The sequence below is a fragment of the Streptomyces sp. NRRL S-244 genome, from assembly GCF_000717915.1.
Taxonomy (GTDB): Bacteria; Actinomycetota; Actinomycetes; order Streptomycetales; family Streptomycetaceae; genus Streptomyces.
In genome coordinates, this window is record NZ_JOCX01000021.1 from 81,105 (window position 1) to 103,658 (window position 22,554).

17 protein-coding genes, 4 tRNA genes and 1 other RNA gene are annotated in these 22,554 nt (G+C 72.0%); 9 read left to right on the forward strand and 13 right to left on the reverse strand.

Annotation, left to right across the window (positions count from 1 at the left end):
• Nucleotides 1-76 precede the first annotated feature (76 nt).
• The 4 genes from IF02_RS0123795 to purS form a co-directional block, all read right to left on the reverse strand.
• The gene (locus tag IF02_RS0123795; RefSeq protein WP_030160143.1) at nucleotides 77-868 is read right to left on the reverse strand and encodes a maleylpyruvate isomerase family mycothiol-dependent enzyme; all 792 of its coding nucleotides are present in this window, start codon (nucleotides 866-868) and stop codon (nucleotides 77-79) included.
• Between the two features lie 104 nt (nucleotides 869-972).
• A complete protein-coding gene (purL, locus tag IF02_RS32660) occupies nucleotides 973-3,222 on the reverse strand; it encodes a phosphoribosylformylglycinamidine synthase subunit PurL (RefSeq protein ID WP_037836990.1) in 2,250 nt (749 codons plus the stop codon).
• Nucleotides 3,219-3,899: a phosphoribosylformylglycinamidine synthase subunit PurQ gene (purQ, locus tag IF02_RS0123805; RefSeq protein WP_030160145.1), complete on the reverse strand. Its 681-nt coding sequence runs from the start codon at nucleotides 3,897-3,899 to the stop codon at nucleotides 3,219-3,221. Before purQ ends, purL begins: the two co-directional genes overlap by 4 nt.
• Before the next feature lie 2 nt (nucleotides 3,900-3,901).
• The gene (gene purS / locus IF02_RS0123810; RefSeq protein WP_008740952.1) at nucleotides 3,902-4,153 is read right to left on the reverse strand and encodes a phosphoribosylformylglycinamidine synthase subunit PurS; all 252 of its coding nucleotides are present in this window, start codon (nucleotides 4,151-4,153) and stop codon (nucleotides 3,902-3,904) included.
• Nucleotides 4,154-4,511: 358 nt separating this feature from the next.
• Here purS and IF02_RS0123815 point away from each other — a divergent pair, with 358 nt between their 5' ends.
• The 6 genes from IF02_RS0123815 to IF02_RS0123840 all read left to right on the forward strand — a co-directional run bounded on the left by IF02_RS0123815 (nucleotide 4,512) and on the right by IF02_RS0123840 (nucleotide 7,238).
• Nucleotides 4,512-4,829, forward strand: coding sequence for a histone-like nucleoid-structuring protein Lsr2 (locus IF02_RS0123815; protein WP_030160147.1), 318 nt, complete (start codon nucleotides 4,512-4,514; stop codon nucleotides 4,827-4,829).
• Between the two features lie 132 nt (nucleotides 4,830-4,961).
• Nucleotides 4,962-5,033, forward strand: a tRNA-Gly gene (locus tag IF02_RS0123820).
• A gap of 80 nt (nucleotides 5,034-5,113) precedes the next feature.
• Nucleotides 5,114-5,186 (forward strand) — tRNA-Gly (locus tag IF02_RS0123825).
• Between the two features lie 117 nt (nucleotides 5,187-5,303).
• Nucleotides 5,304-6,530, forward strand: a complete 1,227-nt coding sequence (locus IF02_RS0123830; RefSeq protein ID WP_030160150.1) for a sensor histidine kinase — start codon at nucleotides 5,304-5,306, stop codon at nucleotides 6,528-6,530.
• A complete protein-coding gene (locus IF02_RS0123835) occupies nucleotides 6,527-7,138 on the forward strand; it encodes a response regulator transcription factor (RefSeq protein WP_030160152.1) in 612 nt (203 codons plus the stop codon). Before IF02_RS0123830 ends, IF02_RS0123835 begins: the two co-directional genes overlap by 4 nt.
• A gap of 24 nt (nucleotides 7,139-7,162) precedes the next feature.
• Nucleotides 7,163-7,238 (forward strand) — tRNA-Gly (locus IF02_RS0123840).
• Nucleotides 7,239-7,335: 97 nt separating this feature from the next.
• Here the strand turns inward: IF02_RS0123840 and IF02_RS0123845 are convergent.
• From IF02_RS0123845 to ffs, 6 genes are all read right to left on the reverse strand, one after another.
• Nucleotides 7,336-8,238: a phosphoribosylaminoimidazolesuccinocarboxamide synthase gene (locus tag IF02_RS0123845; protein ID WP_030160154.1), complete on the reverse strand. Its 903-nt coding sequence runs from the start codon at nucleotides 8,236-8,238 to the stop codon at nucleotides 7,336-7,338.
• A gap of 119 nt (nucleotides 8,239-8,357) precedes the next feature.
• Nucleotides 8,358-9,839 carry a N,N-dimethylformamidase beta subunit family domain-containing protein gene (locus IF02_RS0123850; RefSeq protein WP_030160156.1) on the reverse strand — a complete coding sequence of 494 codons (1,482 nt, stop codon included), beginning with the start codon at nucleotides 9,837-9,839 and terminating at the stop codon, nucleotides 8,358-8,360.
• 258 nt (nucleotides 9,840-10,097) lie between these two features.
• The gene (locus IF02_RS0123855) at nucleotides 10,098-11,723 is read right to left on the reverse strand and encodes a hypothetical protein (protein WP_030160158.1); all 1,626 of its coding nucleotides are present in this window, start codon (nucleotides 11,721-11,723) and stop codon (nucleotides 10,098-10,100) included.
• A 299-nt stretch (nucleotides 11,724-12,022) separates the two neighbouring features.
• On the reverse strand, nucleotides 12,023-13,276 hold the full coding sequence (gene purD / locus IF02_RS0123860) for a phosphoribosylamine--glycine ligase (protein WP_030160160.1): 1,254 nt from the start codon (nucleotides 13,274-13,276) through the stop codon (nucleotides 12,023-12,025).
• Nucleotides 13,277-13,336: 60 nt separating this feature from the next.
• A complete protein-coding gene (locus tag IF02_RS0123865; protein WP_030160162.1) occupies nucleotides 13,337-15,613 on the reverse strand; it encodes a DNA polymerase III subunit gamma and tau in 2,277 nt (758 codons plus the stop codon).
• A 66-nt stretch (nucleotides 15,614-15,679) separates the two neighbouring features.
• Nucleotides 15,680-15,778: signal recognition particle sRNA small type (gene ffs, locus IF02_RS33970), an RNA gene on the reverse strand.
• Nucleotides 15,779-15,909: 131 nt separating this feature from the next.
• On the opposite strand from ffs, the gene IF02_RS0123870 reads away from it, so the two are divergent.
• Nucleotides 15,910-15,994: transfer RNA gene (locus IF02_RS0123870), tRNA-Ser, on the forward strand.
• 252 nt (nucleotides 15,995-16,246) lie between these two features.
• On the opposite strand, the gene ddaH is transcribed toward IF02_RS0123870, so the two are convergent.
• Both ddaH and IF02_RS0123880 read right to left on the reverse strand, forming a co-directional pair.
• Entirely contained in the window at nucleotides 16,247-17,083 is an 837-nt protein-coding gene (ddaH, locus tag IF02_RS0123875) for a dimethylargininase (RefSeq protein WP_030160164.1), read from the reverse strand.
• A 186-nt stretch (nucleotides 17,084-17,269) separates the two neighbouring features.
• Nucleotides 17,270-18,586 (reverse strand): ATP-grasp domain-containing protein, encoded by a 1,317-nt coding sequence (locus IF02_RS0123880; protein WP_030160166.1) that lies wholly within the window; start codon nucleotides 18,584-18,586, stop codon nucleotides 17,270-17,272.
• A 624-nt stretch (nucleotides 18,587-19,210) separates the two neighbouring features.
• On the opposite strand from IF02_RS0123880, the gene IF02_RS0123885 reads away from it, so the two are divergent.
• Nucleotides 19,211-19,660, forward strand: a complete 450-nt coding sequence (locus tag IF02_RS0123885; protein WP_234318311.1) for a nitroreductase family deazaflavin-dependent oxidoreductase — start codon at nucleotides 19,211-19,213, stop codon at nucleotides 19,658-19,660.
• A gap of 47 nt (nucleotides 19,661-19,707) precedes the next feature.
• Nucleotides 19,708-20,820 carry a hypothetical protein gene (locus IF02_RS0123890; protein ID WP_030160170.1) on the forward strand — a complete coding sequence of 371 codons (1,113 nt, stop codon included), beginning with the start codon at nucleotides 19,708-19,710 and terminating at the stop codon, nucleotides 20,818-20,820.
• A gap of 80 nt (nucleotides 20,821-20,900) precedes the next feature.
• On the opposite strand, the gene IF02_RS0123895 is transcribed toward IF02_RS0123890, so the two are convergent.
• Nucleotides 20,901-22,394 carry an IMP dehydrogenase gene (locus IF02_RS0123895; RefSeq protein WP_030160173.1) on the reverse strand — a complete coding sequence of 498 codons (1,494 nt, stop codon included), beginning with the start codon at nucleotides 22,392-22,394 and terminating at the stop codon, nucleotides 20,901-20,903.
• Nucleotides 22,395-22,554 lie beyond the last annotated feature (160 nt).

Genomic DNA, 22,554 nt, shown 5'->3' on the forward strand with positions numbered 1-22,554 from the left:
CTGGGACGGATCCCGCGCGGACGCGGTTCCACGCCGGAGCGGATCCCGCGCGGAGGCGGTTCCACGGCGGGCCGGCTCAGCTCATGACCGGGAGCAGCGCCGACAGGTCGGCCCGCTCGCCACTGGCCCTGACCTGCGCGTTCTCCACGGCCGCGGCCCAGTCCGTACGCCCGGTGGCCAGCCGGATCCAGGTCAGCGGGTCCGTCTCCACCACGTTCGGCGGGGTGCCGCGGGTGTGCCGCGGCCCCTCGATGCACTGGACCACCGCGAACGGCGGGATCCGTACCTCCACCGAGCCGCCCGGGGCCTTCAGCGCGAGGGCGTCGGCGAGCAGCCGGGTGCAGGCCGCCAGGGCCTGCCGCTCGATCGGGATGTCCAGGCCCGCGGCCCGGTTGAGGTCGTCGGTGTGCACCACGAGCTCCACGGTCCGGGTGACCAGGAAATCGGCCAGGGTCATGTCCCCGATCCACAGGTCCAGCACCCTGCTGCCCGGGTTCGCGGCCAGCTCCTCGGCCATACGGGTGCCCGCGCGCTCGTACAGCTCGGGCAGCGGGGCGCCCTCCAGGGTCTCCTTGGCCGCCTCGGCGATCTTCCCCGCGAGCGAGGCGGTGGCGAAGGGCCATTCGACGGCCGTCAGCTCCGGTACGGCGGCCGGGGGCCGGGCCAGTCCGGCCGCCAGCGAGTGGGCGATCCACGCGAGGTGCGCCGCGAGTTCGGCGACGCTCCACGCGCCGACCCCGCTGGGCCGCGCCAGCTGCTCGTCGCCCAACTCCCGTACAGCGTCGGCCACATGCCCGAACTGTGCGGTGACGGCCGCACGGATCTTCGCGGCGTCGTAGGTGCGGGCCCTCTTCTTGGCGGGTGGCATGGCCCGACCCTATCCGCCGGGTCCGACAACGGCCCGGGCTCGCAACGCCCGAGCCCCCGCCCGGAAGACTCCGGACGGGGGCTCGGGAACGAGCGCGGGCGGGATCAGGCGAGCAGCGCCGGGATCGTTGCCTCGTGAGCGGTACGCAGCTCCGCGAGCGGAATCGCGAACTCGCCCTGGATCTCGATCTCCTCGCCGTCCACCACGCCGATACGGGTGGCGGGCAGCCCCCGCGCACCGCACATGTCGGTGAAGCGGAGCTCCTCGCTGCGCGGGACGGCCACGATGGCCCGGCCCGCCGACTCGGAGAACAGGAAGGTGAACGCGTCCAGGACCTCGGGCACCACGATCCGCGCACCGTTGCCGCCGCGCAGGCAGGACTCGGTGAGCGCCTGGATCACGCCGCCGTCGGAGAGGTCGTGCGCCGCGTCGACCATGCCGTCGCGGGACGCCGAGATCAGGATCTCGCCGAGCAGCTTCTCGCGGCCCAGGTCCACCTTGGGCGGCATGCCGCCGAGGTGGTCGTGGACGACCTGGGACCAGGCCGAGCCGCCGAACTCCTCGGCCGTGTCGCCGAGCAGGTACAGCAGCTGGCCGGCCTCCGCGAACGCCATCGGCGTACGCCGGTTGACGTCGTCGATCACACCGAGGACCGCCACGACCGGGGTCGGGTGGATCGCGATGTCACCGGTCTGGTTGTACAGCGAGACGTTGCCGCCGGTCACCGGGGTGCCCAGCTCCAGGCAGCCGTCCGCGAGACCGCGGGTGGCCTCGGCGAACTGCCACATGACGCCCGGGTCCTCGGGCGAGCCGAAGTTGAGGCAGTCGGAGATGGCGAGCGGCTTGGCGCCGGTCGCGGCGACGTTGCGGTACGCCTCCGCCAGCGCGAGCTGCGCACCCGTGTACGGGTCGAGCTTCGCGAAGCGGCCGTTGCCGTCGGTGGCCATGGCCACGCCGAGGTTGGACTCCTCGTCGATGCGGACCATGCCCGCGTCCTCGGGCTGCGAGAGCACCGTGTTGCCCTGGACGAAGCGGTCGTACTGGTCCGTGACCCAGGACTTCGAGGCCTGGTTCGGGGACGAGACCAGCGCCAGGACCTGCGCGCGGAGCTCCTCGGAGGTCTGCGGCCGGGGCAGCTTGCCCGCGTCGTCCGCCTGGAGGGCGTCCTGCCACTCGGGGCGCGCGTACGGGCGGTGGTAGACCGGGCCCTCGTGGGCGACGGTGCCCGGGGGCACGTCCACGATCTGCTCGCCGTGCCAGAAGATCTCCAGGCGCTCGCCGTCGGTCACCTCACCGATGACGGTGGCGATGACGTCCCACTTCTCGCAGATCTCCATGAAGCGGTCCACGTACTGCGGCTCGACGATCGCGCACATGCGCTCCTGCGACTCGCTCATGAGGATTTCCTCGGGCGAGAGCGTCGCGTCGCGCAGCGGGACGGTGTCGAGCTCGACGCGCATGCCGCCGCTGCCGGCGGAGGCCAGCTCGGACGTGGCGCAGGAGAGCCCGGCGCCGCCGAGGTCCTGGATGCCCGCGACCAGCTTCTCCTTGAAGATCTCCAGGGTGCACTCGATGAGGAGCTTCTCCTGGAAGGGGTCGCCGACCTGGACGGCGGGGCGCTTGGTGGGCTTGGTGTCGTCGAAGGTCTCGGACGCGAGGACCGAGACGCCGCCGATGCCGTCGCCGCCCGTGCGGGCGCCGTAGAGGATGACCTTGTTGCCGGGGCCGGAGGCCTTGGCGAGGTGGATGTCCTCGTGCTTCATCACGCCGATGCAGCCGGCGTTGACCAGCGGGTTGCCCTGGTAGCAGGCGTCGAAGACGACCTCGCCGCCGATGTTCGGCAGGCCCAGGCAGTTGCCGTAGCCGCCGATGCCCGCGACCACGCCCGGCAGGACGCGCTTGGTGTCGGGGTGGTCGGCCGCACCGAAGCGCAGCGGGTCGACGACCGCGACCGGGCGGGCGCCCATGGCGAGGATGTCGCGGACGATGCCGCCGACGCCGGTGGCCGCGCCCTGGTAGGGCTCGATGTAGCTCGGGTGGTTGTGCGACTCGACCTTGAAGGTGACCGCGTACCCCTGGCCGACGTCGACGACGCCGGCGTTCTCGCCGATGCCGACGAGCATCGCGTCGTTCTGCGGGACCTTCTCGCCGAACTGCTTCAGGTGGACCTTGCTGCTCTTGTACGAGCAGTGCTCGGACCACATGACCGAGTACATGGCGAGCTCGGCGCCGGTGGGCCGGCGGCCGAGGATCTCCCGGATGCGGGCGTACTCGTCCTCCTTGAGGCCGAGTTCCTTCCAGGGCTGGGAGGCGTCCGGCGTCTCGGTGGCGTTCTTGACGGTGTCGAGGCTCATGCGGAGACCAGCTTCTTCAGGACCGAGGTGAAGAACGGGAGGCCGTCGGTGCGGCCCGTCCCGATCAGCGGCTCGACCGCGTGCTCGGGGTGCGGCATGAGGCCGACCACGTTGCCCGCGGCGTTGGTGATGCCGGCGATGTCGCGCAGCGACCCGTTCGGGTTCACGTCGACGTACCGGAAGGCCACGCGGCCTTCGGCCTCGAGCTCGTCGAGGACGCGCTCGTCGGCGACGTACCGGCCGTCCATGTTCTTCAGCGGTACGGAGATCTCCTGGCCGGCGGTGTAGTCGCCGGTCCACGCGGTCTCCGCGTTCTCCACCCGCAGCTTCTGGTCGCGGCAGATGAAGTGCAGGTGGTTGTTGCGGAGCATCGCCCCCGGCAGCAGGTGGGCCTCGGTGAGGACCTGGAAGCCGTTGCAGATGCCGAGGACCGGCATGCCGGCCTTGGCCTGCTCGATGATGGTCTCCATCACCGGCGAGAACCGGGAGATGGCTCCGGCGCGCAGGTAGTCCCCGTAGGAGAAGCCGCCCGCGAGGACGACCGCGTCGACCTGGTGCAGGTCCTTGTCGCGGTGCCACAGCGAAACGGGCTCGGCCCCCGCGAGGCGGACGGCGCGCAGCGAGTCACGGTCGTCGAGCGTTCCGGGGAACGTGACGACTCCGATGCGAGTGGTCACCGTCAGGCCTCGACCTTCACGGTGAAGTCTTCGATGACGGTGTTGGCGAGGAACGTTTCGGCCATCTTGTGGATGCGGTCGAGGGCGGCCTGGTCGACCGGTCCCTCCACTTCCAGTTCGAAGCGCTTCCCCTGGCGGACGTCGGCGATGCCCTCGAATCCCAGGCGCGGCAGTGCACGCTGCACCGCCTGGCCCTGAGGGTCGAGGATCTCCGGCTTGAGCATGACGTCGACTACGACGCGTGCCACTGGCACTCCCGATGGGTGGTTGGTGCGAAGGCGGTTCCCTCAGCGTACCCGGCCGAAATTTCTACGCGGGTAGATATCTCCGGGCCGCGACCGGGGCCGCGATCACCCGCCCGTTTCGGCTTCACCAACGCTTCGCAAAATCCACCGGAAAACCACGCGCCCGGCATTGCGGCGGGACACGCGGAGATAATTAACTGGACTTCGCAATGCAATGGGAATCAAGGTACAAAGGATTCCACCGGGGCGGCGGCATTTTTCGCCGTACGACTCGGGACGGAATGATGCATTGCTCCGAAACATCCACACAGGCGACATCACCGCACGTCCAACGGGTGAGCGACGTCGCACGAAGGGACCGATATCCGTGGCGCAGCGCGTAGTAGTCACGATCTCCGACGACATCGACGGCGGAGAAGCGGCGGAAACGGTCACGTTCGGCCTGGACGGTAAGTCCTACGAGATCGACCTCAATCTGGCGAACGCAAAGAAACTGCGGAAGAGCCTCGAGCCCTTCGTCGCCGCCGGACGCCGGCAGGCCCGTTCCGGGAAGACGTACAAGCACACCTCGCTGGCCCCGGACCCGGCGGTCGTCCGCGCCTGGGCCCGGTCCAACAACCTCGACGTGCCGCCGCGCGGCCGCATCCCGAAGCGGGTGTACGCGGCGTACAACGAGGCTCACTGAGGCCTCGCCGGCCCCCGACCGGGCCCGCTAACCGGGCCCGCCGGGGGCCGATTTGCCATCCACCCCCTCCGGTCCGCTAGTGTGTGGATCACGCCGAGGGGCGAGGCCGCAGGTCAAAGCCCCGAAGGTCGTGCGGGTGTAGTTCAGTAGCAGAACATCCCCCTTCCAGGGGGAAGGCGCAGTGTGCGATCCCTGTCACCCGCTCTGCAACGCTTTACAGACCACTCCGGTGGATCGGGTAGAGTGATGCACGCATCGCGACGGCATTCATGCCGGAGCAGCATGCGGACGTAGCTCAGTTGGTAGAGCACCACCTTGCCAAGGTGGATGTCGCGCGTTCGAGTCGCGTCGTCCGCTCAGCGAGCAAAGGCCCTGATCAATGATCAGGGCCTTTGTCGTATGCGTTTACCGTGGACCTGGGGACGTCGGCAGGTGTCGGCTGGTGTCGACCAACGTCATCGGGGGGCTGGGACCGTGTCGAAGCTGACGGGGTGGTGGAGGAACCGCAGCAGTGCGGCCAAGGTCGAGCTCTACACCCGCTGGTCATTGCACTTCTTCGTGCTCCTCGAATCCTTCGCGGTGCTCTTCGGCCTCGCCCCCGAGGGCCTCGGCTCCGTCACCGGCGCCCTGCTCCCGCCCCTGTGCGCGCAGATCGCGCTGAGCGGAGTCGTGGCTTCCAGGGCGCTGGACTGGGTGCTCGGCCGGCGCGAACGGCCCGTACGCCTGGCGGTGGCCCTCGCCGTGCTGACCGCCGCGCTGGCGGTCGCCGTACTGGTCCTGCGCTCCGTCGGCGCCCTCTCCCACGAGGGCGTCGCCCCCTCCCTCGTGGTCAACACGGTCGCGTTCGCCTCGGGTTCGCTGACGCTGGCGCTGACAAGGGTCCGGCACATGCTCTGCCTCGCCCCCGCCGCGGGCGCCTCGGCGGCGGCCGTGGCCCTGGCGGTGGGGCACCCCGCCGGGGAGGCGGCCGGCTACGGGGTCGGCGTCCTGCTCACCTGTGGCCTGCTGGTCCTGGCCTGCGGCTTCTCCTCCTGGCTGCTGAAGACGGTGTACGAGCTCGACCGGGCCCGGGAACTCCAGGCGCAGCTCGCCGTCGCCCAGGAGCGGCTGCGCTTCGGACGGGACCTGCACGACGTGATGGGCCGCAATCTCGCGGTGATCGCGCTCAAGAGCGAGCTGGCCGTCCAGCTGGCCCGGCGCGAACGCCCGGAGGCCGTGGACCAGATGATCGAGGTCCAGCGCATCGCCGCCGAGTCCCAGCGCGAGGTGCGCGACGTCGTACGCGGCTATCGCGAGGCGGATCTCACCGTGGAGCTGGAGGGCGCCCACGGGGTGCTCAGCGCGGCCGGAATGGACTGCCGCGTCGAAGTGGAGGCGGGCGGTGCGCTCCGCCCCGAAGTGCAGTCGGCGCTGGGCTGGGTGGTCCGGGAGGCGACCACCAACGTCCTGCGGCACGGGGACGCCCGCAGCTGCGTGATCCGGCTCACGGCACTCGACGGGGGCGCGCTGACGTTGCTGGTGGAGAACGACGGGGCCCCCGAGGTGCCGGCCGGACCGCCGGGCTCCGGGCTCGCGGGCCTGCGGGAGCGGCTCGCGGCCCTGGAGGGCACCTTGGAGGCCGGCCCCGTCGGCGGCGGCCGGTTCCGGCTGCTGGCCCGGATCCCGGGCGGACGACTGCGAGGACTGGAGGCACGGGCATGAGCCCCGTACGCGTACTGCTGGCCGACGACGAGCACCTGATCCGCGGCGCGCTCGCCGCGCTGCTGGCCCTGGAGGACGACCTGCTGGTCGTCGCGGAGGCGGCCTCGGGGCCCGAGGCCCTCGCGATGGCGCGCGCCCACCGGCCGGACGTGGCCGTGCTGGACCTGCAGATGCCGGGGGCGGACGGTGTGAGTGTGGCCACATCGCTGCGGGCCGAACTCCCCCACTGCAAGACCATGATCGTGACCAGCCACGGCCGTCCCGGGCACCTGAAGAGGGCCCTCGCGGCGGGGGTGCGGGCCTTCGCGCCGAAGACGGTGTCGGCGCAGCGGCTGGCCGAGCTGATCCGCACGGTGCACGCCGGTGGCCGTTATGTGGACCCGGAGTTGGCGGCCGACGCGATCAGCGCGGGGGACTCCCCACTGACCGCGCGCGAGGCCGAGGTGCTGGAACTCGCGGGGGACGGGGCGCCGATCGCGGAGATCGCGGAGCGGGCCTCGCTCTCGCCCGGGACCGTACGGAACTACCTGTCGTCGGCGGCGACGAAGCTGGGCGCCGAGAACCGGCACACGGCAGTGCGTCTCGCACGCGAGAGAGGTTGGGTATAGTAGGTCTCGCGTTACGGCGCACCTGCGGACATAGCTCAGTTGGTAGAGCACCACCTTGCCAAGGTGGATGTCGCGCGTTCGAGTCGCGTTGTCCGCTCCATCGAAGAAGCCCCCGGTCCTGTGACCGGGGGCTTCTTCGCGTCCGGGGCCCTTTCGGGCCCCGGACACCAGGGGTTTCGGGCCTGAGGCCTCAGGCCTCAGGCCCAGGAGAGGCCGGTGAGCCGCTCGTACGCCTCGATGTACTTGGCGCTGGTCTGCTCGGCGACCTCCTGCGGGAGGGCCGGCGGCGGGAGTTCGCCCGTGCGGTCCCAGCCGGAGGCGGGGGAGGTGAGCCAGTTGCGGACGAACTGCTTGTCGTAGGAGGGCTGCGCGCGGCCCGGCTCCCACTGGTCGGCCGGCCAGAAGCGGGAGGAGTCCGGGGTCAGCACCTCGTCGCCGGCGACGAGGGTGCCCTCCTGGTCGAAGCCGAACTCGAACTTGGTGTCGGCCAGGATGATCCCGCGCTCGCGGGCGATGTCGCGGGCCCGGCCGTACACGGCCAGGGTGGTCTGGCGCAGCAGCGCCGCCGTCTCGGCGCCGGTGGTGCGCGCGACCTCCTCGTACGAGACGTTCTCGTCGTGCTCGCCGACCTCGGCCTTGGCGGCCGGCGTGAAGATCGGGGCGGGCAGCTCGGAGCCGTCCACGAGCCCCTCGGGGAGGGCGAGTCCGCAGACCGTACGGGTCTTCTCGTACTCGGCGAGGCCGGAGCCGGTGAGGTAGCCGCGGGCCACGCACTCGACCGGGACCATCTCCAGGCTCTTGCAGATCAGCGTGCGGCCGGCCCAGTCGGCGGGGGCGCCCTCGGGCAGGTCCGTGCCGATCACGTGGTTCGGGACGAGGTCCTTCAGCTGCTCGAACCACCAGAGGGAGAGCTGGGTCAGGACGCGGCCCTTGTCCGGGATCTCGGTGGGGAGCACCCAGTCGTACGCGGACATGCGGTCGCTGGCGACCATGACGAGGTTGCCGTCGCCGTCGCGGTAGAGGTCGCGCACCTTGCCGGTGTGGAGGTGGACGAGGCCGGGCACCTGAACCGGCTCGGGCTTTTCGACGAATCCGGACACGGGGTCTCCCTGTGGTTCTGTACGAGCGCAGCCCCATTCTCCCGCACGGTGGCCGGTGCCCGGTTCCGGGGGGTGCGCGGCGCGGCGCCCGACGGGCCCGTCGTGGTGCCCGGCCCGGCTCAGTCCCGTTTGCAGATCCGGTCGAGGAGGTTGGCGGTGGCCCGCTGGACCCGTTCGTCGACGTGGCCGGGGCGGTCGAGGGCCGGGGACCAGGCGAAGGTGCCCGACGCGAAGACCAGGGCGCCGCTCGGAGCCCGGTACAGGGAGGTTTCCTGGTGGCGCTTCGCGCCCTCGCTGTCGCGGTACGGGGAGTGCGCGAGCAGGATCCGGTCCTGGTGCTCGGGGAGCTGGGTGCGCGGGAAGTACCGGTCGGCCTCGCCCGCGACCAGGCCGGGGAGCTCGTCGTTCTCGACGGCGCCGGTGGAGTCCCAGAGCCAGTGCGTGGCGTTGCGCACGATCAGGGGCGCGGGCTCGGGGACCCGCCCCGCGTACTGGATGCCGAGCAGCTGCTGCTCCGGGCGGTCGACCTCGCGCCAGAGGCTGGGGCGGCCGGGGCCGCGGCGTTTTCGGCAGGTGAGGAGCCGGTCGTCGACCCCGGAGGGGGAGGGACCCAGCTCGACCTGCCAGTACATGGTGTTGGCGGAGAGGAAGACGAGCGAGGTGCCGTGGTCGCGGGCGCGCTCGACGGTGCGGCGCATCGGGGCCGACCAGTACTCGTCGTGGCCGGGGAAGACCAGGCCGCGGTAGCGGGTGGGGTCGACGCGGCCGGCGTGCAGATCGCGGGTGTCGGCGTAGGCGAGGTCGTAGCCGTAGCGCTCGGCCCAGCGGATGAAGTCGTAGGCGTGGCCCACGTGCAGGGGGAGGCCGGCCCCGGCGTAGGGCCGGTCGAAGGAGACGGTGATGGCCGCGTCCTGCTCGCCGAGCAGCCGGCCCGCTTCGTCCCAGGCGTGGTAGAGGCTCGCGCCGGTGTGCCCGTCCTCGGGGTAGAGGTTGTAGGCCTGCCACGTGATGTCGGGCAGCAGCAGGAGCAGATCGGCGGGGTGGTCGTCGCGGACGGTGAAGGGGATGTGGGACCGGTACCCGTCGGCGGTGGTGAGGACGGCGACGTACGCGCCGACGCTCCAGTAGGAGGGGACCTGCAGCCGCCAGGAGAGCCACCAGTGGTGGCAGGAGACGGTGCGGTCGGCGGTGAGGGGGGCCGGCTGGACGATGCCCGAGAGCCGGGGACTGGTGGTGATCTTGGAGGCGCCGTCGCCGCCGTAGTGGCCGATGCGGTAGACGTCGACGGAGAACTGCTGGGGCGGGTCCACGGTGATGTGGAAGTCGATGGCCTCGCCGGGTGCGACGGCCCCGGTGGAGGCGAAGCCCTTGATCTGCCGGTGCACGTCGTCGGCGGTGCGCGGGCCGCCGTTGCCGCGGGCACGGGGGATCTGGCCGGGGGCGAGCGCCGGGTCCACGTACCAGGGCACGACCTGGCCGGTGTCGTCGAAGTACAGCTCGCTGCCCCGGAACCACGGCAGCGGGCCCTGGCCGAAGGGATCGGTCACCGCGTGCGCGAGCGCACCTGATTCCCAACGCCGGATCTGGTCCGCACCACCCATACCGCTCCCCTCCCTCGCTCCCCCGAACGGTCTCTGAACACTCCGACACGGCACGGTTTCAGGACATCGAACCGCTACCGGTCCCAGCACATCACATAACGCACTCATTCCGTCACCGTTCGCCACATCCGGAGGCGCGGAGTGCAGGGTTCGCCGGGACGGGCGCGGGCGCGGGCCCAGCCGCGGGTCCGGCCGCCGGCGCTGTCGCGGGCTCAGCCGCCGGTGCTGTCGCGGCCCCGGTCGCGGCCGCCGGGCCGGTCAGACCAGGCGGACCGGCTTCTCCGGGCGGACGCCGAGCTCCGCGAGCCAGCCACGCAGGGGCTCCGGGTCCCCGTCCTCCACCAGGCTGAGCACCCGGGGGGCCAGGTCCGCGCGCCGCTCGCCGCGGACCAGGAGGACCGGGCCGTCCAGCCAGTCCAGCCCCGGCGCGGCGTCGGCCGAGTCGACGGCCGCGGCGCACACCATCGCCGTCACGTGGTCGGCGAGCAGGTCCCGCCCGCTGCGGGGCGGCTGGAGCGGGAACAGCGGCACGGCGTCCGCCCCGCGCGCCACCGCGGCGCCCCCGCCGTCCGCGCCCGCGCCGGTGTCAGTCCCTGCGGAACGTTCCTCCCTGGCCAGGTCACCGCTGAGCCGGCCGGCCAGCGCTTCCGCGGCCGCGCACTCCCCGGCGGCGTCCGTGAGGTGGCGCAGTACCCGGTCCAGCGTCGGCCCCGGGCCCGCGGGCACGGCGAGCGCGTCCAGCGCCGCATGGATCCGGGCCGCCTCCGCACGCCATTTGCGGTCCACGACCTCCTCCGGATACGCCGCCCAGTCCACCGGCGACCAGTCCGGACCGGCCTCGGCCGGACCGCCGTGGAACAGCCGGGCGGCGAGCAGCGAAGCCGCCTCGTCGATCACCCCGGGCCGCTCCAGCAGATCGCACGCGGGCCGCTCGCCGAGCCGCGAAGTGAAGCCCTCGGCCAGCCGGTCGCGCCGGGACAGCTCGGTCAGCGCGGAGACCACCCCGGCGTCGAGGTGCGCGGGCCAGCGGCCCATCCGCCACGCGGGCAGCGCGACCCGGGTCAGCAGCCGGTCCCAGCCCGCGTAGGCGAGGCCGACCTGCTCCTGGGCGACGATGCGCAGCCCGTAGTCCACACCCTGTGCGCGGTCCGAGGCGGCGGCCGCGACCCCGCGCTCCATCTCGGCGGCATCCGCCTGGCACAGCCTCAGCAGCAGCCGGGCCGGCCGGCCGATCCAGCCGAGGCCGGGCCTGCCGCCCACGTCCACCGCGGCGTCGAGCCCGCGTACGAAGCCCCGGGCATCGGCTATGTCCGGATGCGCGGAAGGACCCGTACCGGCGACGACCGGCGCCAGGACCGCCCGCAGTTCGGCGACCCGCATCCACCACAGGAACGGCGAGCCGATCACCAGCACGGGAGCCGCACCCGGCTCCGCCTCGCGCCCGCCCGATATGCCGCTGCGCCGGTGGGCCGCATGCGTACGGTCCTCCAGCCAGCTGTCGCAGTCCGGCGTCAGGGCTATCGCCGAGGGCGCCGGCACGTCCATCCGGTCGGCCAGGTCCCGCACCATCCGGTACAGGTCGGGCGCGGCGGACTCCGGCAGCGGCACCGTCGGCGTCACGGCCGGGCTCGCCCGCAGCACCACCGCGGCGAACACCCCGCCGACGAGCAGCACCAGTACGGCGAGCACGCACACGACGAGCGTCACCGCGGGCCAGGGGTCACCGGCCAGCCGGCCCGTCATCCGGGCGCTCAGCAGCACCACCGCGAGGGCGGCGGGCAGCACCCCGAGGGCCAGGGCCCGGCTGCGCACGCGCAGCACGGCCAGGGCCCGGGAACGCGCGGACGGCGCGCCCCCTTCCACGATCGAACCGGTTCCGGACACGGCCGGACCTCACCCCCTCTGCCCTGCGGCGGTTTTGCTCACTCCCCCACTGTGACACCCGCCACTGACATCGCAATGCCGGTGGGCCAAGTGCCGGAATGCTTGGCATCGCACCCTAGTTGGGGAGCGAGCGGCAGTCAGCCGGACCGGGCGACCATCACCCGATGGAATGGCTTTGGGTAAAGGTGGCTGCGTTCGAACGGGGCCGGATGCACTCGCACGCGGACACGCGCGCGGGCCCGGTGCGCACCTGAGTGCGTACCGGGCCCGCGGGCCGGTTGCCTTGCCGCTCGGCCTGCTCAGCGGCCTTCGGCCGCCTTGGCGGCGATGTCCGTACGGTGCTGCGAGCCGTCCAGCCGGATCCGCGCGACGGCCTTATACGCCTTCTCGCGGGCCTGTGCGAGATCGGAACCGGTCGCCGTCACCGACAGCACGCGGCCGCCCGCGCTGACGACCGCCTCGCCCTCGCGGCGGGTCCCGGCGTGCAGGACGTACGTGTCGGGACCGTCCTCGGCGGCCACCTCGGCCAGGCCCTCGATCGGGTCCCCGGTGCGCGGGGTCTCCGGGTAGTTGTGGGAGGCGATGACCACGGTGACGGCCGCGTCCGCGCTCCAGCGCAGCGGCGGCTCGGTGTCCAGGGTGCCGTTGGCGGCGTGCAGCAGCACGCCCGCGAGCGGGGTGCGCAGCCGGGCCAGGACCACCTGGGTCTCGGGGTCGCCGAAGCGGGCGTTGAACTCGATGACGCGGACGCCGCGCGAGGTGATGGCGAGGCCGGCGTACAGCAGCCCGGAGAAGGGGGTGCCGCGGTGGCGCAGCTCGTCCACGGTCGGCTGGAGGACGGTCTCCATGACCTCGTCGACCAGCTTCGGGTCGGCCCAGGGCAGTGGCGAGTACGCGCCCATGCCGCCGGTGTTGGGGCCCTCGTCGCCGTCGAGCGCGCGCTTGAAGTCCTGCGCGGGCTGGAGCGGCAGCACGGTGACGCCGTCGGTGATGGCGAAGAGGGAGACCTCGGGGCCGTCGAGGTACTCCTCGATGACGACGCGGTCGCAGCCGAGCGCGTGCGCGCGGGCGGCGGCCCGGTCCTCGGTGACCACGACGCCCTTGCCGGCGGCGAGGCCGTCGTCCTTGACGACGTACGGGGCGCCGAAGGCGTCGAGGGCCGTGTCCACCTCCTCCGGGGTGGTGCACACGTAGCTGCGGGCGGTCGGGACGTCGGCCGCGGCCATCACGTCCTTGGCGAACGCCTTGGAGCCCTCCAGCTGCGCCGCTTCCGCGGACGGGCCGAAGACGGGGATGCCGGCGGCGCGGACGGCGTCGGAGACGCCGGCGACCAGGGGCGCCTCCGGGCCGACGACGACCAGGTCGGCTTCGAGTTCGGTGGCGAGGCGGGCCACGGCCGCGCCGTCGAGGGCGTCGACCGGGCGCAGCTCCGCCACCTCGGCGATGCCGGCATTGCCGGGAGCGCAGTACAGCGCGTTGACGTCGGGGTCGAGGGACAGAGAGCGGCACAGGGCATGTTCGCGGGCGCCGCCGCCGATGACGAGGACCTTCACGCCATGCAGCCTAGCCCGCGCGGCGCGATGCCCTTCGTGCGGCCACCCAATGAGACGGCCCTACTCGTTTGTGTATTCCTCTATGACGGTGGCTCCGAGCTCGCGCACGATGAGGTCGTGTCCGGTCAGGGCGCTGTCGACCAGGTCCGGATCGTCCTCTTCCGGTACGTCGTCCTCGGGCGCGACCGGCGGCGGTGCCTGCCGTACGGGGGGCTGCGGCCCGGAACCGCCCTGCTGGGCCGGGGGCTGCGGCGGCTGGTACGGCTGCTGCTGCGGGGCGGGACCCGGCTGCTGGGCGGGGGCCGGCGCGGCGGGCGGCGGGTTGTAGGCGGGGGCGGCCGGGGCGGAGTACGAGGACGGGGCCGAGGCGGCTGCGGGCTGGCCGCCGCCCCCGCCCACCACGGCGTCGATCTTCCAGTTGACCTGGAACTGCTCGGCGAGGACCGCCTTGAGCACGTCCTCGCTGCCGCTGCTCGCGAAGTTGTCGCGGGCTCCGGGGTTGGGGAAGCCCAGCTGGAGCGTCGTCCCGTCGAAGCCGGTGACCTGGGCGTTCTGGCTGAGCAGGATCCAGGTGAAGCGGCGGCGGTTCTTGACGGCCTCGAGGATGCCGGGCCACATCGCCTGGACCTGCCCGGCGCCGGCGGCCATGCCGGGCGAGGGGGCGGCGGCGGGAGCGGCTGCGGCCGGGGCCGCGGGGGCCGGGGCGGCCGGAGCCGGGGCAGCGGCCGCGGGCTGGCCCGAACCGGGCGCGGCGGCGCTCGGCCAGGCACCGGCGGCGGGTGCGGAGGCGGAGGCGGGGGTGGGGGCTGGGGCGGCCGAAGCGGGGGCAGCGGCTCCGGGCCAGGCGCCGGGAGCGGCTCCGCCGCCGGGCTGCGCGGCCCCGGGCCACGCCCCGGGCGCGGCGGCGGGGGCCTGCGCGGGAGCGGGGGCCGGAGTCGGAGTCGGAGCGGGGGCCGGAGTCGGAGCGGGGGCCTGGACCGGAGCCGGGGCCGGAGCGGCCGCGGGAGCCGGCTCGGGAGCCCGTACGGCGGCAGCGGCGGCCCGCGCGGCGGCGACGGCCTCGCCGGGGCCGGCCGGGGCCATGCCGTGGGCCTCGGGCCCGGGCACGTAGCCCATGGCGGGCCCGCCGGCCGGGGCGCCGGCCATGCCCGCGGCACCGGCACCGGCACCGGCGGTGAACCCGCTCCGCTCCAGCCGGTCGAGCCGGGCCTGGAAGGACCGCTCGTCGTCGAAGGCGGCGGGCAGCAGCACCCGGGCGCAGATCAGCTCCAGCTGGAGCCGCGGCGAGGTCGCCCCGCGCATCTCGGTGAGCCCGGTGTTGACCAGGTCGGCGGCGCGGCTCAGCTCGGCGGCCCCGAACACCGACGCCTGGGCCTGCATCCGCTCGACGACATCGGCGGGGGCGTCGATGAGCCCCTTCTCCCCGGCGTCGGGCACGGCGGCCAGGATCACCAGGTCCCGCAGCCGCTCCAGCAGGTCGGCGACGAACCGGCGCGGGTCGTTGCCGCCCTCGACCACCCGGTCGACGACCTCGAAGGCGGCCGCCCCGTCCCCGGCGGCGAAGGCGTCGACGACGGAGTCGAGCAGCGACCCGTCGGTGTACCCGAGCAGAGAGGTGGCCATGGCATACGTCACACCCTCCTCACCGGCACCGGCGAGGAGCTGGTCCATGACGGACATGGAGTCACGCACGGATCCGGCGCCGGCCCGCACGACGAGCGGCAGCACGCCGTCCTCGACCTTGGCCCCCTCGCGCCCGCAGACCTCGCCCAGGTATTCGCGCAGCGTCCCGGGCGGCACGAGCCGGAACGGATAGTGGTGCGTACGGGACCGGATCGTCCCGATGACCTTCTCGGGCTCGGTCGTCGCGAAAATGAACTTGAGGTGCTCCGGCGGCTCCTCGACCACCTTCAGCAGGGCGTTGAAGCCCGCCGAGGTGACCATGTGGGCCTCGTCGATGATGTAGATCTTGTACCGGCTGGAGGCGGGCCCGAAGAAGGCCTTCTCCCGCAGGTCACGGGCGTCGTCCACGCCACCGTGCGAGGCGGCGTCGATCTCGATGACGTCGATCGATCCCGGCCCGTTGCGCGCCAGGTCCTTGCAGGACTGGCACTCGCCGCAGGGCTCGGGAGTGGGACCCTGCTCACAGTTCAGGCACCGCGCCAGGATGCGCGCACTGGTGGTCTTGCCACAGCCTCGTGGCCCACTGAACAGGTACGCGTGATTGACCCGGTTGTTCCGCAGGGCCTGCATCAGGGGGACAGTGACATGCTCCTGCCCGATGACCTCGGCGAACGACTCGGGGCGGTAGCGGCGGTACAGCGCAAGGGACGACACGTCTACGAGGTTATCCGGGCCCACCGACAAAGACGTCCCGCCGACGGCCCCGCAGGCCGCCCCGGAACGCAAAGCGCCCCCCACGCACCCGCCAGAGCCCACTTACCCTTGCTGCCTTCCGGCCCTGGGGGAGTTGGGTGAGATAGCGCCACGTGAGGGGCTGGGCCCCACCCTAGCGGATGAAAGCCCCCGGAATCGACCCTGCCCCCGCCCCGGATCCGACCGGCCGACCGCCCGGATCCTCCACCGGCGATCACGTTCGCGAGCACCCCTCAACGTCTTGTATTGTTTGCCGCGGAGGATTCGCCTAGTGGCCTAGGGCGCACGCTTGGAAAGCGTGTTGGGGGCAACCCCTCACGAGTTCGAATCTCGTATCCTCCGCACTCGCCCGCCAGGGCAAACGAAGGACCCGACCGCTCAGCGGCCGGGTCCTTCGTCGTTCCGTGATCGCAGTCCCGGGGTGGCTGCTGCGGCGGACCGCTCGACGTGTGTGATCCACGTCGCACGCCGCCTCCCGCGTCATCACGGCCGGAACATGACCCGGCCGCCGGACGCCCTCGGACTCACGTGATCATTCCGCGCACGCGTGTCGGAGCCCCGGGCCGGCGGCCCGGGGCTCCTGCACCGTTCGGGTCAGCGAAGTTCGAGCGTGCAGCACTTGACGCTGCCGCCGGCCTTGAGGAGTTCGGTGAGGTCGACTCCGATCGGCTCGAATCCGCGTTCCCTCAGGCGCTGCTTGAGGTGCACGGCGGCGTCCGGGAGAAGGACGTGGCGGCCGTCGGACAGCGCATTGAGGCCGAAGACCTCGGCGTCCTCGGCCGTCGCGAGGATGGCGTCGGGGAACAGCTCGCGCAGGACGCTCCGGCTGCCAGGGGTGAACGCCTCGGGGTAGTACATGATCTCGGTGTCGGAGAGCACGGCCAGTGCCGTGTCCAGGTGGTAGAAATCGGGGTTCACCAGCGTCAGCCCGATCACCGGAAGCCCGAAGAACTCCTGGGCCTCGGCGTGCGAGCGGGGGTCGGTCCGGAAGCCGGTGCCGGCCAGCACCATGCGCCCGACCAGCAGGTAGTCGCCTTCACCTTCGTTGATGTGTTCGGGCCAGTGGACGTCGCCGTAGCCGTGCTCAACGAACCAGGACAGGTATGCCGGGCCTTCCGCGGTGCGCTCCACGTGCCGGAACCTGGCCCCGAGCACGCGGCCGTCGATCACGGTTGCACCGTTCGCCGCGAACACCATGTCGGGGAGACCGGGAAGCGGATCGATCACCTCGACGGTGTGGCCCAGGCTCTCGTAGAGGTTCTTGAGTTCCGACCACTGGGCGAGGGCGAGCGAACCGTCCACCGGCTTGGCCGGGTCCATCCACGGGTTGATCGAGTACGTCACGTGGAAATGCTGGGGCGGGCACATCAGGAAGCGCCGGGGGGTGGCCGTCCGGGTCTGAGGCGTGTCGGTGGTCGGCAAAGGGGTCATCTCGCTCTTCGAAGTGGCGCGCCGGGCGCAGGGGCGCTGCTCCGCGGCAGGTGAGTGGGGTGCAGGGGGCGGAGAGACGCGGCCGGTCCGAGCTCCTTGCCGGAGAGGACGTGGTGCCCACTCGTCCGACGGCGAACCAGGCGGCGGCGGTCAGGGCCGCCGCCTCGTCCGGAGGGCGCGCGGTCGTCAGCCGTCCTCGCGCTGGTAGGTCGCCATGAGCCGGGTGTCGTACCCGAGGGCGGACTGCATCCTGTGCAGCTCCCTGCGCTTCGTGGTGGCCGGGATGACCGTGATGCGGTCGGCGAACCAGGCCAGGACCTCTTCCGACCGCTTGTGGAACTCCTCGAGCGTCCCGGTCGTGATCACGACCTCGCCGATGCGCTTGGTGGTGTCGGAGTTCGCGGGCAGCGAAGCCCCCACCAAGTGGCCGAGCAGCACGTACTCGACGTTGGGAAGGCTCATGACCTCGTCGTGCGACGGTACGCCGAAGAGCAGGCCCGGGGACGTCGTGATGTACGTACCGCCCACGATCCCGGGGCGCTCCCTGACCGTCACGTCCGGTGCTTCACCGAGCGCCAGCGACAGCGCGGCATCGCCGAGGTCGACGCCGAACTTGCACTCGACCTGCTCCTGCACGAAACCGCCTCGTCGCGCGGCACACTCGCTGAAGACCACCTCGCCCTCGTGGTGGAACAGCTCCATGTGGAAGATGCCGTCCGTCAGGTCGAGCGCCTCCAGCGCCGCGCGGACCACCGGCTCCGCCAGCCGGAACGCCCATTCCTCCGTCGCGGGGTCGAACCGGCGGTCCTGCATCGTCGCCTGCGACTCGACCACGCTCAGACAGGTGTGGGTGTACTCCGCGACGGACAGGAAGCGGACCTCTCCGTCGTGGATGACACCGTCGACCATCCACTCGTCACCCTGCTGGAACTCCTCCACCACGAAGGTGCGCGCGGAGCCCGCCTCCGACCGGAAACGGCGCACGGTCTTGTGCAGCTCGTCCGTACTGCGCACCGTGGCCGTCTGCCGTGTCGCGGCTCCGGTGACGGGCTTGATGACGCCCGCCTCGAAGGGCAGCTCGGGGAGCTCGTCGTCGTGGATGTCCTCCAGGACGAAGGACCGGGCGGTGGCGATGCCCCGGGCCCGCACGGCCTCCTTCTGGAGGAACTTGTCGCGGAAGCGGAGCGCCACGGCCGGCGGGATCCCCGGACAGCCGAGGGCCTGCGCGAGGACGGCGACGTTGATGAGCGCGTACTCGTTCGTGGTGGTCACGGAGGCGAAGCGTTCCTCGCCGAGGCCGGCCCGGGTGAGTGCGGTCAGCACCGCCTCGGCACTGCACTCGTCCTCCACGAAGACGGCAGTGACGCAGTCCGGGAGGTCCGGGATCCCGCTGTCCCTCCAGTACGGTCCGTAGACGACGACGGCGGGGATGCCGCGCCTGGCGCAGGCTCGCAGAACGTAGCGGTCGACCCCGACGAACAGGGGGCGTGGGCGCGAGGTCATGATGTCGAACCTTCCAGTGCGGCGTCGGCCGGAGACGGGCTCTGGTCAGGGCGGCGCCGGTTCGAGCTCCCCGTCGGAGCCTTCAGTCCCGGCGGGGAGGCAGTGCCCGCCATGAAGGCCCGGGGCGACTGAAGCCCGGCGACCCGGATGAGGAAGGGCCCGCGCCTCGGCGACGCCCGGGAATCCCCATTCCCGGGTAACCCTCGATTTCACCCTCAAGTCCCTGGCATTTATACGGCCATAGGTCTAATGGGTTGCTAGCTAACACCATGATCACAGCGCGAGCGCCACACATCCCCTGTGATGATCATCACAGGGGAGCGGGGTTGGAATCGACTCAACGAGCAGTGCAGTCTCATGATTTACCGCAGTCGGGCGGAGCGGGACGGTCCGGCTTTTATTTCTGCTTCCGGGTGCATTCCCGTGATGGTGTTGGCGCCGTGATACCGGCCGCAATGTTCTGATGTGTCGTCAATCATCCGCCCGTCGGAGCGAATTCATTGACCGATGGCTGCGGCGGTCGTGCGGCCTCCGAACTTTCCGCACCCGGTGGGCCGGCATCGTCCGAAGTGCCCCGGATTCCCGCCACGTTGAAGCCACGAAGAAGAAGGAAGCGTACCTGCCGTGACCGCACCGGACCCGTTCGCCACCGCCGCCACCGACAGCCGCGTCAACGGGATCGCCAACCACGCCCGCCAGTACGCCGCCACCGCCGGAGCCGAAGGCCACGATTGGAACGGCGCCGAGACCCTGCTGCTGACCACCATCGGCCGCCGCAGCGGTCTGCCGCGCCGCACCGTCGTCATCTACGGCCGCCACCAGGACGCCTACGTCGTCGTCGCCTCCAATCTCGGCGCCGACAACCACCCGGACTGGTACCTCAACCTCCAGCAGCACGACACGGCCCTCATCCAGGTCCGCGACCAGCAGTTCACCGTGCAGGCCCACACCGCCACCGGCGAGGAGCACGCGCTCCTGTGGAAGCTGATGACCGGCGTGTGGCCCGCGTACGACACGTACCAGCAGTCGACCCAGCGCCCGATCCCGACCGTCATCCTCCGGCCGCAGTCCTGACCTCGCCCCGTGTGCACAGCCACCCGAACCCCTCCAGGCCGGCTCACATGACGTTCACCCCCTCCACGCCGGTGCTCGACGTCGAGGCTGCCGTGCTGTCCGCCGCCGAGCACGCCCCCCATACCGACAGGGCGGGCCGGCTGCCCGACGCCGTCGCCGAGGCCCTCACCGGAACCGGGCTGCTCGCCCACTTCGTGCCCCGAGCCTTCGGCGGCGCCGCGGGACGGTTCGAGGACTGCCTGCCCGCGCTGCTCCGCCTGGCCGAGGCCGACCCGTCCGCCGGATGGTGCGCCGCGGTCATGACCTCCATGAGCCGGAATGCCGCCTACCTGCCCTCCGCCGGGCAGAAGGCCGTGTGGGCGCACGGCCCCCACGTGCCCATCGCCGGCACCCTGCAGCCGGCCGGAACCGCCACGCCCGCCCCTGGCGGGTGGGCGCTGTCCGGACGGTGGTCCAACTGCAGCGGGGTCCACCATGCCCGGTGGGCCCTGCTGTCCGCCGTGCCCGAGGGCGCCCCCGGCCCGCGGTTCCTGCTCGTGCCCCGCTCGGCGTGGAGCACCGAGCCGACCTGGAGCGGCGCGGTCGGCCTACGCGGAACCGGCAGCGACACCCTTGTCCTCGACACTGAGGTGTTCGTCCCCGAGGACCACTCCTTCAGCCGCGAGCAGCTGTTCACGGCCGCGGACCCGCCCGCGGACGGGGAGTGCTACCGCGTACCGCACGAGGCGATCAGCGGCCTCTTCTTCGCCGTTCCGCTGCTCGGTGCCGCGCGCGCGGCGCTGGACGCCTGGACCGCCGCCGCGAGCCGGCACCCGTCGGCGGGCTCACTGCGCGACGGCGATGCGGCGCTGGCGACCGCCTCCGGGAAGATCGACGCCGCGGACCTCCTGCTGCGCCGGGCGGCCCGTACCTGCGACGAGCCCGACGCGCTCACCGCGCTGCTCGCCGCCCGCTGCCGCCGCGACCACGCCACCGCCGCCGGGCTCCTGAACGAAGCCGTCCAAGCCCTCTTCCAGAGCGCGGGGGTACGGGCCACCAGCGGCACCGGCGCGCTGTCGCGGCTGTGGCGGGACGCCAGCATGGCGGCGCTCCATCCCGCCCTCGCCGTCCCGCCGGCCGCCCAGGTGTACGCCACGCGCCTGCTGCGGCGCGCCGAGTAGACGGCGGACGGCCCCGCGCCTTCGGCACTGAGGCCGAGGGCGCGGGGCCGTCTGGTCGTCCGGTCGTCCGGTCGTCCGGCTTACTCTCCGGCGTCGATGGCGGGCCGGCGCACCTCGATCTCGGCGCCGGTCTGCTTGAACGACTCCGCCGACACCGGGGCCAGCACCGCGTCCCGGTGGAAGTCCCGCAGGTTCGTCGACCCGCAGCTGATCATGGTGGAGATCAGCTTCGCCCGGGTGCGCTCCACGTTGTCGTACAGGCTGCCCGCGTAGGGGACGTAGCCGTCGACGCCCTCTTCGAAGACCATCTGGCCGCGCTGGCCGTAGCGGGCCGCGTTCTGCGCGCGCCGCGAGCCCTCGCCCCAGTACTCCTTGTACCACTGGCCGCCGATCTGCAGCTTGCGCGACGGGCTCTCGTCGAGCCGGGCGAAGTAGCGGCCGAGCATGATGAAGTCCGCCCCCATCGCCAGGGCCATCGCCATGTGCGAGTCGTTGAGCAGACCGCCGTCGCAGCACAGCGGCACGTACACGCCGGTCTCCTGGGCGTAGGCGTCGCGCGCCTCGACCACGGCGAGCAGCGCGGAGGCCTGACCGCGGCCGATGCCCTTCTGCTCCCGCGTGGTGCAGATGGCGCCACCGCCGATCCCCACCTTCACGAACGCCGCGCCCGCGTCGGCCAGGTAACGGAACGCCCGGCCGTCGACGACGTTGCCCGCACCGACGAAAGCATCGTCCCCGTACGTTTCCCGGGCGAATTCGAGGGTCTTCGCCTGGTACACGGAATAGCCGTCAGAGGAGTCCAGGCACAGCACGTCCGCGCCGGCCTCCACCAGGGCGGGAATGCGGTCCTTGTAGTCACGCGAATTGATGCCGGCACCCACGCGCAGACGCTTTTCGCCGTCCACCGTCGCACGGTGGTACGTCTTGTGGGCCTGGTAGTCCCGCTTGAGGACCAGGGAGGCGACCCGGCCGTCCTCGATCACCGGCAGCACGTCCAGGTGATGCTGCCAGACGAGCTCGTTGGCCTCGGACAGCGAGACGGAGGCGGGAGCGGTGACCAGGTTGTCGCGGCTCCGCATGCGCTTGCCGGCGCTCTCCGAGTCCCCGTGGCGCTCCAGGTGGAAGTCGTCGAGGCTGATGATGCCGAGGAACTCGCCGTCCGCTTCACCGCTCTGCGTGACCACGGCCACGCCCTGCTCCGTCTCCGAGAGCCGGCGGGCGACCTCGCCGAGAGGAGTCCCCGGCGCCACGGTGACCTCGCTGGTGCGGAAGCCGGCCTTGTGCCGCTTGACCGCCAGCACGTCCGCGGCCTGGTCCTCGATCTGCTGGTTCTGGTGGATGAACGACAGCCCGCCGACCTGGGCCAGGGCCACCGCCAGCGTCGGCGACGACACCGCCTGCATGACGGCGCTCACCATGGGCGTGGCGATCCGAACGGCCGACTCCTCGCCGACCCGGTGACGCACCAGCGGCGCCCCGAGATCCACATTGTCCGGCGTGCAGTCCTCTGTGGTCAGGCCGGGGATGAGGAGGTATTCACTCAGCGTACGAGAGATCTCGGGGAGGATTTTCACGTCGTCTCCAGAAAAGAGCCTGCAATCCACGATCGGTGCAATTGGCGAGGCTCGTGCGGGCAGTGCAGATTGTCGCCACCCGGTAGCGCACAGTCGGAAGAATTCGCTCTCCGGAAATCCTGAGAGCGGGCACACCCGGCGTAACAAGTGCTCGCGCGCG